Below are 13,889 nucleotides of genomic sequence, written 5' to 3'. Positions count from 1 at the left end.
TGAAAGAGGGAATGACAGATGTTCTATACATACAAGAAGATCGGCGCAGCGCTCATTGCCGTATTGCTCATCGCCGCTTTGGCCGCCTGCGGAAATTCATCAGACACGAAAGGTTCTTCTCAAAAAGAAGAAACCGTCACATATAAAGCCGAAAACGGCAATATCAAAATTCCGAAGCATCCGAAACGGGTCGTCGTCATGGCTGACGGCTACTACGGCGACTTTAAACAGCTCGGCATCAACGTTGTCGGCGCGCCGGAAAACGTATTTAAAAACCCTTACTACAAAGGAAAAACAAAGGGCGTTACAAATATCGGCGACGGCACATCCGTTGAAAAAATCGTCGACTTAAAGCCTGATTTAATCGTCGTCTGGACGACACAGGGCGCAGATATAGAAAAACTTGAAAAAATCGCTCCGACGGTTGCCATCAAATATGACAAGCTGAACAACATAGACCAGTTCAAAGAATTTGCGAAAATGACAGGCACGGAAGATAAAGCCGACAAATGGCTCGCCGAATGGGATAAAAAAACCGCAGCCGCTAAAACAAAGGTTCATAAAGCGGTCGGCTCGAAAACCATCTCCATTATGCAGACAAACGGCAAAGATATTTACGTATTCGGTAAAGACTTCGGCCGGGGCGGAAGCATCATTTACGACAAACTGGGGCTCAATGCTACAAAGCTGACGAAGGAAAAAGCTATTAATCAAGGACCTGGCTATGCCAGCATTTCACTTGAAAAACTTCCTGACTTCGCCGGAGACTATATCTTTATGGGACCGTGGCAGGCGGGCGGCGACACAGGCGTACTCGACAGCCCGATTTGGAAAAACCTCGATGCCGTGAAACAAAAGCATGTGTACCATATTGACCCGATCGGCTTCTATTTCTCTGATCCGATCTCACTTGAGGGCCAGCTTGACTACATGACGAAAAGTTTAACGAAGTAACCGGAGAGCCGCTAAAACAGCGGCTCTTTTTCCGTAAATATCTTGACAAAGAAATTTATTTATGCTAAAATTTACAAATTTGGATCAACGTGTATAATAAGATTCTCCCGGTCGGGGGAATCTTATTTTTTTATATGGAGGATGAATAGCATGAAGCAAAATGAATCGAGTGTAACTTCCTTAATATCAGCTTTTGGGCGGGCCTATCACAGTAAATACGATCGTCCGAAAATTTTTGATGATTTTATCGCCCAGGATCTCATTTCCCAAAAAGAGTTCTCAGACATCAAAGATCATATGATCCAAGGTATACAGTTTTTCAGCAAAGATATTGCTCAACGGTTTCAGGATGATCCGGAAGAAATTCTGAAATGGATTACCCAAGTCCAGCTTTCTCCAACACCCTTAGCACGTGCCGCGTATTGTGAAAAAGCATTGCTTAACGAAGTGATGTTAGGAGCAAGGCAGTATGTCATACTTGGAGCCGGGATGGATACGTTTTGTTTCCGGCATCCGGAATTGGAAAACAGCTTAGACATATTTGAAATTGATCACCCGGCTTCACAGGAATGTAAAATAAACAGGCTGGAAGCTGCTGGTTTTAGCATTCCGAGCCATCTTCACTTTGTTCCGATGGACTTCACCGATACGTTTTCTTTCAAACAGCTACAAGAGCATGGATTTGGCTGCAAAAAAACCTTTTTCAGCCTTTTGGGCGTTTCTTATTATGTAGCGAAGGAGGACATTGCACGCTTAATCAATCACTTATTTGCCCAAGTCCCGGCAGGAAGTTCTATCGTGTTTGATTATGCGGACGAAAAACTCTTTGAAGAAAAAGGGATGTCTGACAGAGTTGAACATATGGTACAAATGGCTTCAGCGAGCGGAGAACCAATGAAGTCATGTTTTACCTATGATGAAATCGAGAAAATGTCAGAAGCATCAGGTTTACTCATTTACGAACATTTATCGCCGTCTGCAATCCATGACCTTTTCTTTCGAAATCGTACGGACTATTTGTCAGCATTTGAAACGATTCATTATATTCACGCTGTAAAAAAATAAGCCGATACAAAAAGACACCTCACATCTGTGAAGTGTCTTTTTTTCATACCGTCTGTTTGCCTCTGATAAATTTCTTTGACACAAACGGATATAATATCAATCCGACGAAAAACAGCCCGATGCCGAGAATAAAGGTCGTTAAATCGGCAGTTCCGGTCACAATCACGTATAAAGAGTATACGCAGGCGAGAATAGCGATAATGCCGTCCTTCACTCTTGAACCCTTCAGCTGATCATACGTCTCGCCTTTCCATATGAGCTTCAGGCTGTAGATGGCCGATACAAGGTATGGAATCAAGTATGCGAGCGTCGCCGCCGTCGTCAAAAATGTAAACGCGTCACTAATCGTCCGGGAAATCACCGAAAAGATAAAGATCTGAGACATCACGTTCGTTACGATAAGCGCAACAACCGGACTGCCCTGTTTATTTGTTTTCGCAAAAACTGCGGGAAAGTCGCCAGATTTCGCCGCTTGATACGGTACCTCGGAACCGAGCAGAATCCATCCGAGCATTGTTCCGAACAAGCAAAGGATGGCCAAAATTGCCATAATGATGCTTCCCGCGCTGCCGACAATCGCATACAGCACGTCAACAAACGGTTTTTCCGAGCCGACAAGCTTATCATGCGGAAGCACCCCCATCGTAATCAATGTGACGATGATATAGATGCTCAGCGCGATTAACAAGCCGGTAATAGTCGCGCGTTTGACGTCACGCTGTGAGCTCGCGCGGCCTGATAAAATAACGGCCGATTCAATTCCCACGAATGCCCATAATGTTGAAATCGCCGCATTGTGAATTTGGCCGCCGATTCCGTCAACTGTATGAGGTGCGCTTTGAACGGGAAAATAAAAATGATCAAAAAACGACGTTTGAAACACAAACAAACCTGCAATGATAAAAAAGATAAATCCTAACACTTTTGAAAACGTCGTTATGAAATTTAACTTACTCGCACCGTTAATGCTGGAAACGAGAATCGTATGAGTGCCCCACAATAAAACCGTACATACGGCAAACGTCAAAAGCTGGCCGAGCGTCACCGTCTGGCTGCCGATTGAAAACATGTCGCGCTTATCCGTCAAGATCGGGAAAAACGACGTTAAATAACCGGCAAGGCTCGTGATGATCGCCACGTTGCTGATCCAGCTCGCCACCCAATATCCCCAAACCATTGTAAATCCGGCGGCGTTGCCTTTTTTCGGATCGTTAAACAGCGCTCTTGCATAGCTTTGCGGGCCGGCCGTCAGCTCAGGCTTACGGATGGATAAGTGCCCGAAAACAAGCGCGATCATTAAAACGCCGGCTCCCGTTAAGAGCCATGCTGATGCAGCGCCGAGCGGACTCGCGATGGCCGCAAGCGAGCTCGGCAGCGAAAAGATGCCCGAACCTACCATATTCCCTACGACAAATGCCGTTAATAACCAAAAACCCCATTTTTTCGTCTGTTCCATTCCAGTACCTCCACATTATTCATTCGTAAGGACCAGACCCCGAGACCACATTTATACACAAAAAAAGCCTGAACAAAAGTCCATGCTTAAAGAAACACACACACCCTTGATCTCCGGATAGCCCTCCGCGAAAAAGCACGCGGCAGTCCTGCACTTATTCAGATACAGTCCCAGCATAAAGAAGGATCGGCATTCTTTACACTTCGGCGCTGATGCCTTTAACACATGTTTTGCGGCCCCTGTCAGCCTGGCATGTGCGACTCATCATCAAGCGCAACCTCTACCTCACCGAGAAAGAGTGAGGATTTTTATCATTCAATTCTAATCAGAGGTTATCAGAGATAAAAAGATCTGTCAAAGGGAATTAGATGGAAAACGGATAGAGCGTTTGCCCTATCCGATTGATGTGTCAGCGATTGTTTTTTTTCTTTTGAACCGCTTCTTGAAGCGGATCGTCTTTAAGAGCTGCACCGGCGTCGTCAAGCGCGCCTTGCATGATGTTTTTGTCTTTATCGTTGTTTTTTCCTTTTTCTTTGTTAAAGAAAGCCATCAGTATCACCTCTTTATGAAAAATGGGTACACCTATAATGTGGCTTTTTCCGCAGCATAATATGCGAAAATCCGCGTCTCCTTCCTTTTGGCGGAACAGGTAAAGTTTGTTGCTCAAACATGCATTCTCTTGATATATTTGTAATTCAGGGGAATTTGGCAAAAATAAAAAGGAGAAGCGAAAATGACAGGAAAAACACACATCATGGGAGGCATCGCTTCTTGTTCGGCAATCGCATATTATTACGGGTTTGATCCGGTTCTTATGACGGCATCGGGGGCCATTGGAGCGTTAATTCCCGATATATGCCATACGAAAAGCAAAATCGGCAGGACGCTGCCTTTACTGTCTAAAGTCGTGAGTACGGTGTTCGGCCACAGGACCTTTACGCACAGCCTGCTGTTTATGCTCATTATGTTTTTGATTACGGCAGCTTACATTCCTAATAAAAGCATTTCTGCCGGGCTGATGATCGGGATGGCGAGCCATCTGGTGCTGGACGCATGGACGGTTAACGGAATTAAACTGCTGTTTCCGTCCGCGATCCGCTTCCGGCTTCCTTTATACATGAGGACGGGAAGCTTTTCGGAACAGCTTGTACTGGCCGGCTTAACGATTGTATCCTGCTATTATTTTTACGAACTGTTTCACGGCCGCATCTCATAAACGAAAGCGTTCGGGATATGACCGGCGCTGCGAGGGTGAGGAGTCATACATATGAAAGCAATCTTCATAAAAAAACAATGGTTTTTATGCCTGTCTATTCTGTTAATGTGGATAAAAACCTATCTCGTCTATAAACTCGGCTTTGATTTGCAGATTAATTCCTTCCTGGAGGAATGTCTGCTTCTCATGAATCCGCTGAGCTTTATTCTGCCGCTGTTCGGAATCGGGCTTTTGCTGGCGGGAAAAAAACAGCGGATATTTTTGCTCGCCGCCAACGTCATATTGACGGGGATTTTGATCGCAAACACGGTTTTTTACGGGTTTTACATTGATTTTATTACCATTCCGGTACTGTTTCAGGCCAGCAATATGGGCGATATGGGGAGCAGCGTCCAAGAGCTGTTTCACCCGCTTTATATCGCTTTGTTTATCGATATTGCGCTTCTTTTTTATCTTGGGAAAAGAAACGCGTCCGTTAAAGAAAAGGCGGGCGCCCGCACCGTCAAGACGTACGCCTGGGCTTCTGCCGGCCTGATTCTGTGCAATCTCGCGCTCTCGGAAGCTGAGCAGCCGAAGCTGTTCACGCATCCCTTTGACCGCGAAGCGCTTGTGAAAGGAATCGGGCTGTTCCACTTTCATTTGTATGACACCGTTTCGCAAACCTTCTATGCCGGCGCAAAAGCGTTTGCTGACGAAGACAGCCTGGCAGCGGTTTCTAATTACACCCAAGCGGATTACAGCAAGCCGTCCGAATCAAAGTTCGGGCTGGCAAAGGGGCGCAATGTAATCTTTGTCACGCTCGAATCAACGCAGAGCTTCGTCATGAATAAGCGGGTCAACGGGCAGGAAATTACCCCGTTTATGAATAAGCTGCGGAAAGAAAGTTATGATTTCACCCATTTTTATCAGCAGACCGAGCAGGGAAAAACATCTGACTCGGAATTCATCACCGCCAATTCGTTATACCCGTCTTCAAGCGGCGCCGTTTTTTTTACAAAAAGCGGCCATCAGTTTCATACGATATATCATACGTTAAAAGACCATGATTACTATTCCGCCGTGTTTCACGCCAACAATAAGGCCTTTTGGAACCGGGACGAGATGTATCAGACATTTGGAATTGACCGTTTTTTTGATGTAGATGAATTTAAGGTGACACCGGAAACATCAACAGGCTGGGGATTAAAGGACAAAGAGTTTTTGGAGCAGTCCGCTGCAAAATTAAAAAAACTGCCTCAGCCCTTTTACAGCAATTTGCTGACTTTGACTAACCACTTCCCGTTTGAAATCGGGGAACAGGATAAACTCATTGATGAATCCGACACAAGCAGCAGCTTATTAAATCGCTATGTGACAACGGTCCGCTACGAAGATGAAGCCCTGAAACACTTTTTCAAAAAGCTGAAAGAAGAAGGCCTGTATGACAACGCGATGATCGTCCTGATGGGAGATCATTACGGCATCTCGGAAGCCCATAATAATGGGCTCGCCGAGTTTTTAGGAAAAGAGGAGATCACTCCGTATGACACGGTTCAGTTTCAGCGCGTGCCGTTTATCATTCATATACCGGGAGTGACCGACCGTGCGCCCGAAACGATTTCTGCGGCCGGAGGACAGGTTGATGTGAAGCCGACCTTATTGCATCTTCTCGGTATAGAAACGAAAGGCAGCATCCAGTTCGGCAATGATCTGTTTTCCAAAGAAAGAGCACCGTTTGCCGTTTTGAGAAACGGCAGCTTTATCACGAAAGATCATGTTTATACGAAAAACACGTGTTACCGCCGCAAAACAGGAGAACCCCTGCCTGAAGACGGTGCGTGCAGACATGATAAAGAGAAAGCGGAGCAAGAGCTCATGCTCTCAGATAAAGTATTGAACGGCGACTTGCTTCGGTTTTACAAACAATAAAAAAATCCCTCCGTGTCCAGGGGGATTTTTTTATGTTTCGTATAAAAGACGTCCAGTCATTTTCGTATCATAGCCGGCTAATTGAGACAGCTGAGACCGGAATTCCTCTGAATGAAGAATATCCTTTACGCTTTGAACGAGCTCCCGGTTTTGTTTCAATACGACAATATCGTACTGCTCCCGGATAATTGGGATAAAATCCGTTCCGGCCATATGCGCCGCATGCTGCGCCCCGACTCCCGCATCCGCCTTCCCGCTTGATACTTGAGACGCCGCGGATAAATGATCCGTCACAATATCGTTGTAACCGGCGACTTCAAACGGTTTCATGCCGAGTGAGCCCAGCTGTTCATCCAGCAGCACTCTTGCGCCTGACCCTTTTTCACGATTGACGATGCGGACATCCTTTCTGTTCAAGTCTTTGAAGCCTTGAATGTTCAGAGGGTTTCCTTTTTTCACATATAATCCTGCCTGCCGGAGCACGACGTGGAAAAGTACAAACGGCTCTCCTGTCAGGATGCGCTTCACATACGGAATGTTGTACTGCCCCGTCTCGCCGTCGTATAAATGCAGACTGACGATGTCGCATGCTCCCCGGTACATCTCAATCAGGCTGTTTAAGCTGCCGCTGTATTTGCGGAGCGGTGCCGCCTGTATCTTTTGCTCCAGCTGTTTGCTGAGCAGGTCCATAGAGACATCCTGTCCGCTGATGATGACAGACTGCCTTTGTTCCGGCTCCTGTCTGCCGGACATGTCCGATGTCTCCTTCACCGGTGTCTTTGCAGTCGTTCTCATGTTCGTTTTATATTGTTTTAAGTCCTCTTCATCGACCCTCATCTGCCTTCCGACCCTGTATGCCGGAATGAGTCCTTTTTTTATCAGATCATATACGGTAAGCTTTGAGACCTTCAACAGACCCGCAACTTCTTCTATCGTATAGGAAGTGGCTTCGCTCATATTATCACGCTCCGCTTTTATTATAACTGTTCATATGTTGAAAAAAAACAGCACCATTTCGTACAATTACGTTATAATTAGTTTGATCTAATGATATTTAACTATAAGGGGTGCAATCATCTTGAAAAAGAAAGCAACAATCTTAACAACTGCGGCCATGGCTGTTTTCTTAGTAACTGCTGGGTGCTCATCCGGACAATCCTCCAAAGGCGGAGAAAGCGAAAAAAAAGTAACGCTTACCGTTTCTGCGGCAGCCAGCGCTCAGGATGCGCTTGAAGAAATTCAAACCAACTACGAAAAATCTCATTCAAACGTAACCATCCAAGATAACTTCGGATCATCCGGGACATTACAAAAACAAATTTCACAGGGCGCGGGAGCGGATTTATTTTTCTCAGCCGCCGAAGATAAATTTGATACGCTTGTCAATGACGGAGATATTGACAAAAAAGACAGCAAGGATCTTCTGAAAAATGAGCTTGTACTCATTGTGCCTGAGAAAAACAGCGCCCACATTAACCATTTAGATGACCTGAAAAAAGACAGCACGGAAAAAATCGCGCTCGGCACGCCTGAATCGGTGCCTGCCGGCCAATACGCGAAGCAGTCACTGACGAAACTGTCATTGTGGGATCAGGTAAAAAGCAAAGTCGTATATGCAAAAGACGTCCGCCAAGTGCTTTCCTATGTTGAGACCGGAAATGTCGATGCCGGGCTTGTGTATAAAACCGATGCGCTCGTTTCGAAGAAAGTGAAGATTACCGATGAAGCGCCTGCGAAAACACACGATCCGATTGTTTATCCGCTTGGGATCGTAAAGGATACGAAGCATCGGAAAGAGGCAGAGGCATTTTATATGTATCTGCAATCAAAGGAAGCAATGAAAGTGTTTAAGAAATATGGATTTACTGCCAAGTAACCTGACGGCTGCGGAGTTTTTCACCCCTGTCGCCCTCTCTTTTGAAGTGGCTGCGGCAGCGGGCATTGCCGTCATCATTCTCGGGACGCTTGCAGGCGCCTGGATGGCGAAAGCGCGTTTTTTCGGCAAAACGGCTGTGGAAACCCTTTTTATGCTTCCGCTCGTTCTTCCTCCGACCGTTGTCGGTTTTATCCTTATTATCATTTTCGGAAAGCACAGCTTTTTCGGCCGGGCGATTGAATGGATCTTTCATCAGCCCGTCATCTTCACTTGGTGGGCCGCCGTGATCGCTTCGGCCATTGTTGCCTTTCCGCTCATGTATCAATCAGCCAAAACCGGTTTCGCTGCGATAGACCCCGACATCGAAGGGGCGGCGAGAGTAGACGGAGCCGGAAGCTGGAGGGTTTTTACCCATATTTCCGTTCCGCTCGCCTTTCCGTCCTTACTGACAGGGAGCATTCTCAGTCTCGCAAGGGCGCTCGGCGAATTCGGGGCAACGTTAATGTTTGCCGGAAACATCCCGGGCGTTACCCAAACTCTGCCGACCGCGATTTATGTCGCGATGGATTCCGGCAACGAAACGCTCGCTTGGGCTTGGGTGATTTGCATTATGATCATTTCTTTTTTCATGCTGTTTTTCATTCAATTGAAAAAACCGGTGTAACCATCATCGCCTCTCCGTAAAGTTTTACGGGAGGCTTTTTCTTTTAAAATCGGGTTGGTATATAATGAAACAAAAACAGGTAAAGGGTGCGGCCATGATGATTAACGTCATTATTGCGGATGATAATTCTTTCATCAGAGAAGGAATGAAAATCATTTTACACACATATGAAGAATTTTCGGTATCAGCAACATTGGAAAACGGGCTGGAGGCTGTTGACTATTGCAAAAACAACCCCGTCGATATCGCCCTTTTGGACGTCCGCATGCCGGTCATGAATGGCGTCGAAGCCGCAAAAAAACAGCCTTTTCAGGCTGTTTTTTTGATTAGAACAGAAGCTCATCCGGGTTCGGACCGACACGCTCGTCCTTATTCAATGCATTGATTTTTTCGATTTCTTCCTGTGACAGTTCGAAATCAAAAATGTCGGCATTTTCTATAATGCGGTGCTCTTTAATGGATTTTGGAATTGTTACGACTTCGTTTTGAAGGTCCCAGCGCAAAATCACTTGGGCAACCGATTTGTTATGTTTTTCTGCGATTTGTGACAGCACGTCGTTATCCAGCAGCTGCCCCTGCATAAGCGGAGACCATGCTTCCACTTGAATGCCCTGCGCCTTACAGAAATCTCTTACTTCTTTCTGAGTCAAACGAGGATGGAATTCAATTTGGTTGACCATCGGCTTGATTTCGGCATCCTTCAGCAGCTCTTCCAAATGATGCACTTGGAAGTTGCTGACGCCGATCGCGCGGATTTTGCCGTCTTTGTACAGCTTTTCAAGAGCGCGCCATGTGTCTTTGTACTTGTCCTTCCCAGGCCAGTGGATCAAATACAGATCCAGGTAATCAAGGCCGAGGCGCTCAAGGCTTTTCTCAAACGCGTCAAGTGTCTTTTCATACCCTTGGTCTTCATTCCACACTTTTGACGTGATGAACAGCTCGTCTCTGGCAACGCCTGAAGCTTTAATGCCTTCACCGACGCCTTCTTCATTTTTATAAATAGCCGCCGTGTCAATGCTGCGGTAACCGTTTTTAATCGCTGCTTTGACAGAGTCTGCCGCTTCGCTTCCGTTTTCTACCTTGTAGACACCAAGGCCGAACCACGGCATTTCTACACCATTATGCAGCTTCACAGTATCTTTTAAGCTATTAGCCACTTTGAACCATCCTTTCTATTCACTATGTAAACGTTTATTATTATCTCACATTTTTACCGTCTGAAACCAACAATACGCTCGCAGCCATATAGGGAACCATCTTTAGTTCCCAAGAACCATAAACGTTATTATTTTCCTATTTTATAAAAAGCTGGTTAACTGGGTGGCTGACCGGGTAAAACCAACTGTACCCACCAAACATTAAAGGAGGAGATACATGAAACGTTTACGTATCCCTATGACCGTTGCCCTCGGCGCCGCTTTGTCACTCGCTCCTATGTCCTTTGTATCTGCGAAAGAAAATCCAGCTCCTCAGAACATCTCACAGAAATCATCAGACGTCACAGCAAAAGATGTCGGTTTAAACATCGACGTTGACCTATTAGGAATCGACAGCAAAATTGCTGACGCGATTAAATCCGCCCAAAACCGTGATGGATTTGTGAAAAATTTAATGGAGTCTTCTTTTTACTCATCCGGTCAAAAATATAATGTCATGGTGTTTAATTTGAGCCAGGAATATGAAGACCATTTAAACGGCGTCCAGTTTTACGGTTCCGCGGTTTATGACGGGATTACGTACGGCATTTGGGTGTTTGAAGACGGAAGCTTCACCAATAAAGGCGACGGCGGCTGGATCAACTGGGCCTTCAGAGGCTGGTTCGACCGCGACGGCAACTCTGTCGAATTCCATCGCCCGTAATATGCAAAAAAAGCCGGCGCCTTATGCGCCGGCCTTTTTTATTCCCCTCCGTCAAGCATTGCCGCTTCCACATCATTAATGTATTGGCGAAGCTCATGTGACATGTCCCGGGAAATTTCCCGTTCTTCGAATAAGGTTTGAATTTCGTTACGGATGGCCTGTACGGCCTTCAGCTTAATTTCAAGCTTCTGATTTTCAAAACGGCGGCTCGGGCTCTGCTCTTGATACGTATTCTCCAGCCTGAAGATCAAATGATTGTAAAATGATAGGACGGCGAGCGTAACGTCTTTATTTTCATCCGTCATATGTTTTTTTAGGCTTTCAATGGCCGCTTTAGCCGTTTTGACCCTGGTTGTGCGGATTAAACCTTCTTCATTTAAAATCGACATTTCCGGCTTTTTATGCTCGCCGAAAAATATCCAATACATAAGCCGTTTCAGCTTCGTCTTTGATAAGCCGACTTTAAATGGGTTGGTGTACAGCACTTCCAGCTCATCAAACCTTTCCTGAAGGCTTTCAGCCGTTTCTTCCGGTATCTCTCCCCGGTCAATCAGCCGCAGCAGCTCTTCTTGTTCAGCCTGAATACCCTGCGCGCGAACTTTTCGTTCATCTTTTTTCGTGCGTTTTTTAACAGTGAATTGCTGAAACCTGAGATTTTTCATTTTCTCATTGTATTCGGCAATGACCGCAAGAGACGCTGTTTTGTTTGTATCATTCATGTTTTCCTTAATCGTCGTTAAAGCAGCCTTAATCAGCTTCCGTCTCGCTGTCAGCAATTTGACTTTCTTTTCTTTTACATTGTCCTCCGGTTTATCAGTCAATATCGGAAGCACAATCGTGGCCAAAACCAATGTGCACAGAATAACGCCCGCAGCCAAAAAGAGAATCAAATTCCGTTCAGGAAACGGTGTGCCGTCAGCCAGCACGTAAGGAATTGAAAACGAACCTGCAAGCGTGACCGCTCCCCTTACCCCAGAGACAGAAATCAGCAGGGTGGTGCGCAGTCCCGGTTTATAAATGTTTTGATCCTTGTTAAAGAACCATTTCCCGTTCCAAAAAAACAGCACCCATAAAAACCTGAGAATCATTACCGTCATTGTAATGACGAGAATGTACCCGATGACCATCATATTGTTAAACGCGGTATCATTAAAAATGACAGACACGACATCCGGTATTTGTGCTCCCAGGATGACAAAGACGAGACCGTTGAGAATGAACAGAATGATATTCCACGTACTTGAAGACACGATCTGCAGTTTGACCATCGTGGATTCAAGACGATCCTGCTCGACTGCATGTGTAATGCCGCCAGCCACAACTGCTAAAATGCCTGATACACCGATTTCTTCCGCAGCCAGATAAATGACAAACGGCGTCAGGATTTGAATGAGCATGTGCATCGTGACATCCTGCATACCGAGGCGGCGCAAAAATAATCGGAAACGGATGATCAGAAAGGAAATGACGACACCGCTGAGCAGGCCGCCGACTGAGATAAGAACGAAGCTGAACGCGGCCTGCGTCAACGAAAACGCGCCCGTCACGGCAGCCGCAATCGCAAACTTGAAAGCGACAAGACCTGACGCATCATTCATCAGACCTTCCCCTTCAAGCAAACGGAGAATCCCTTTAGGCATCTTCACACGCCCTGACAGCGCGCTGACCGCCACAACGTCAGTCGGTGACAGGATCGCCGCCAGCCCAAATGCGGCGGCAAGCGGAATGTCCGGGATCATCCAGTGAATCGTATAACCGCCGACAATCACGGTGGCAAACACAAGACCCAGCGCCAGCAGCAATATCGGCGCTCTTAAATTCCAAAGCTCCGCCCGCGGCGTTCTCTTCCCGTCGTTAAAAAGAAGAGGCGCGATAAACAGAACAAAAAACAATTCCGTATTGAGTTCAAAATGAAGCCCCTGCGGAAATGAAGCCGCAATAATACCGAGCGCCACCTGAATCAGCGGCACTGGAATAAAGGGGACAAACCGATTTACGATATTTGAGATCGCAATGATGGATAAAAGTACGAGTACAACTAAAAATATGTCCAAACGCATGACCTCCTTCATCTGCTGCATCGATTTATGATGATCATTGCCTGTCTTGTTCATTTTGCCAAGGGTCAGCGCTATTTACCTGACAATCCAATACCATTTTCGCCCCATGTGTCTTCTTTTATTTTACCCTTTTTTATTTAATATTTCTCACAATGCGCTCACGGCGAACTTTTTTGCCGCAGGCTTTTTTCTTTTTATAGAAACAAGAAAAAAGCCTGTTTTGAAAAAACACGCTTTTCGTTCTTGTTTATGGTAACTGATCGATAATCGCGGCGTATTTCTCACGCTGTTTTTCCCATTCGTCTTTTGGAAAGTCCATATATTCACCGTCCAGTAATGCGCGGTATACATCAAGGCATACGTGCCATCCGGCCAGGTCTTTTGAGGTATGATCGCTGAGAGCCGGAATATATTCTTTTAATATCAATAAACAGCGATCATTCTCAGGATAAAGCTCAAAGCGCACCCAGCCTTCCCCCCATTCGTACTGGAGAAAGGATTGTTCTTTGAAGTCTGTTATTTTCATATCAAAAGAAGCACCTGTCCCGTCGTTCATATGAAATGTGATCGCGCCGTTTTTTCGAAGATCTTTCACTTGGAGGTTAGGCATCCATTTTTGCAATGTATCATTTTCAGTTAATGCCGCCCAAACCTTTTCTGGTGAATGATGCAGCGGACAATGATACACGGCTGTATAGCCGCCCCCAGTCTTCTCTACTGCTGCTGACATAATGTGACTCCTCCTCACTCGGATAAGGTGCTTGAAGTTACCCTGAAAAAGGATAGAGAAAGCTGCTCTTTAGTCAGCATTTCTCTATCCTTTTTTATTT

The 13,889-nt window shown here is 45.9% G+C and carries 13 protein-coding genes, 1 pseudogene and 1 riboswitch; of the genes and pseudogenes, 8 read left to right on the top strand and 6 right to left on the bottom strand.

Annotation, left to right across the window (positions count from 1 at the left end; translation table 11 throughout):
- Window positions 1–18 precede the first annotated feature (18 nt).
- Both AXI59_RS08095 and AXI59_RS08090 read left to right on the top strand, forming a co-directional pair.
- On the top strand, window positions 19–954 hold the full coding sequence (locus tag AXI59_RS08095) for an iron-hydroxamate ABC transporter substrate-binding protein (protein ID WP_061527885.1): 936 nt from the start codon (window positions 19–21) through the stop codon (window positions 952–954).
- Window positions 955–1,104: 150 nt separating this feature from the next.
- Window positions 1,105–2,019 carry a class I SAM-dependent methyltransferase gene (locus tag AXI59_RS08090; protein WP_061527884.1) on the top strand — a complete coding sequence of 305 codons (915 nt, stop codon included), beginning with the start codon at window positions 1,105–1,107 and terminating at the stop codon, window positions 2,017–2,019.
- Window positions 2,020–2,062: 43 nt separating this feature from the next.
- Here AXI59_RS08090 and AXI59_RS08085 read toward each other — a convergent pair whose 3' ends face one another.
- Both AXI59_RS08085 and sspJ read right to left on the bottom strand, forming a co-directional pair.
- A complete protein-coding gene (locus tag AXI59_RS08085) occupies window positions 2,063–3,475 on the bottom strand; it encodes an amino acid permease (RefSeq protein ID WP_061527883.1) in 1,413 nt (470 codons plus the stop codon).
- 110 nt (window positions 3,476–3,585) lie between these two features.
- Window positions 3,586–3,766, bottom strand: a riboswitch (Lysine riboswitch).
- A gap of 118 nt (window positions 3,767–3,884) precedes the next feature.
- Window positions 3,885–4,025, bottom strand: a complete 141-nt coding sequence (gene sspJ, locus AXI59_RS08080; RefSeq protein WP_061522295.1) for a small acid-soluble spore protein SspJ — start codon at window positions 4,023–4,025, stop codon at window positions 3,885–3,887.
- 183 nt (window positions 4,026–4,208) lie between these two features.
- Between sspJ and AXI59_RS08075 the strand changes: the two genes are divergently transcribed.
- Together AXI59_RS08075 and AXI59_RS08070 are read left to right on the top strand one after the other, a co-directional pair.
- Window positions 4,209–4,691 (top strand): metal-dependent hydrolase, encoded by a 483-nt coding sequence (locus AXI59_RS08075; protein ID WP_061522123.1) that lies wholly within the window; start codon window positions 4,209–4,211, stop codon window positions 4,689–4,691.
- A gap of 51 nt (window positions 4,692–4,742) precedes the next feature.
- Window positions 4,743–6,599, top strand: coding sequence for an LTA synthase family protein (locus AXI59_RS08070; protein ID WP_061527882.1), 1,857 nt, complete (start codon window positions 4,743–4,745; stop codon window positions 6,597–6,599).
- Window positions 6,600–6,629: 30 nt separating this feature from the next.
- Here the strand turns inward: AXI59_RS08070 and AXI59_RS08065 are convergent, their stop codons facing one another.
- On the bottom strand, window positions 6,630–7,556 hold the full coding sequence (locus tag AXI59_RS08065) for a substrate-binding domain-containing protein (RefSeq protein WP_061527881.1): 927 nt from the start codon (window positions 7,554–7,556) through the stop codon (window positions 6,630–6,632).
- Window positions 7,557–7,677: 121 nt separating this feature from the next.
- Here AXI59_RS08065 and modA point away from each other — a divergent pair, with 121 nt between their 5' ends.
- The 3 genes and pseudogenes from modA to AXI59_RS08050 form a co-directional block, all read left to right on the top strand.
- The gene (gene modA, locus AXI59_RS08060) at window positions 7,678–8,475 is read left to right on the top strand and encodes a molybdate ABC transporter substrate-binding protein (protein ID WP_061527880.1); all 798 of its coding nucleotides are present in this window, start codon (window positions 7,678–7,680) and stop codon (window positions 8,473–8,475) included.
- A complete protein-coding gene (gene modB, locus AXI59_RS08055) occupies window positions 8,456–9,139 on the top strand; it encodes a molybdate ABC transporter permease subunit (protein WP_061527879.1) in 684 nt (227 codons plus the stop codon). The genes modA and modB overlap by 20 nt, the downstream gene beginning before the upstream one ends.
- Window positions 9,140–9,233: 94 nt before the next feature.
- A pseudogene (locus tag AXI59_RS08050) lies at window positions 9,234–9,437 on the top strand (response regulator transcription factor); the annotation flags it as partial.
- Window positions 9,438–9,465: 28 nt separating this feature from the next.
- On the opposite strand, the gene AXI59_RS08045 reads toward AXI59_RS08050, so the two are convergent.
- On the bottom strand, window positions 9,466–10,296 hold the full coding sequence (locus AXI59_RS08045) for an aldo/keto reductase (RefSeq protein ID WP_061527878.1): 831 nt from the start codon (window positions 10,294–10,296) through the stop codon (window positions 9,466–9,468).
- Window positions 10,297–10,513: 217 nt separating this feature from the next.
- On the opposite strand from AXI59_RS08045, the gene AXI59_RS08040 reads away from it, so the two are divergent.
- Window positions 10,514–10,999 carry a hypothetical protein gene (locus tag AXI59_RS08040; RefSeq protein WP_061527877.1) on the top strand — a complete coding sequence of 162 codons (486 nt, stop codon included), beginning with the start codon at window positions 10,514–10,516 and terminating at the stop codon, window positions 10,997–10,999.
- Window positions 11,000–11,037: 38 nt separating this feature from the next.
- Here AXI59_RS08040 and AXI59_RS08035 read toward each other — a convergent pair whose 3' ends face one another.
- Both AXI59_RS08035 and AXI59_RS08030 read right to left on the bottom strand, forming a co-directional pair.
- Window positions 11,038–13,053 (bottom strand): Na+/H+ antiporter, encoded by a 2,016-nt coding sequence (locus tag AXI59_RS08035; protein WP_061527876.1) that lies wholly within the window; start codon window positions 13,051–13,053, stop codon window positions 11,038–11,040.
- 253 nt (window positions 13,054–13,306) lie between these two features.
- The gene (locus AXI59_RS08030) at window positions 13,307–13,789 is read right to left on the bottom strand and encodes an SRPBCC family protein (RefSeq protein ID WP_061527875.1); all 483 of its coding nucleotides are present in this window, start codon (window positions 13,787–13,789) and stop codon (window positions 13,307–13,309) included.
- Window positions 13,790–13,889 lie beyond the last annotated feature (100 nt).

The organism is Bacillus nakamurai (assembly GCF_001584325.1).
In the GTDB taxonomy this organism is placed as follows: domain Bacteria; phylum Bacillota; class Bacilli; order Bacillales; family Bacillaceae; genus Bacillus; species Bacillus nakamurai.
This window is presented reverse-complemented; position numbering and strand designations above follow the sequence as displayed.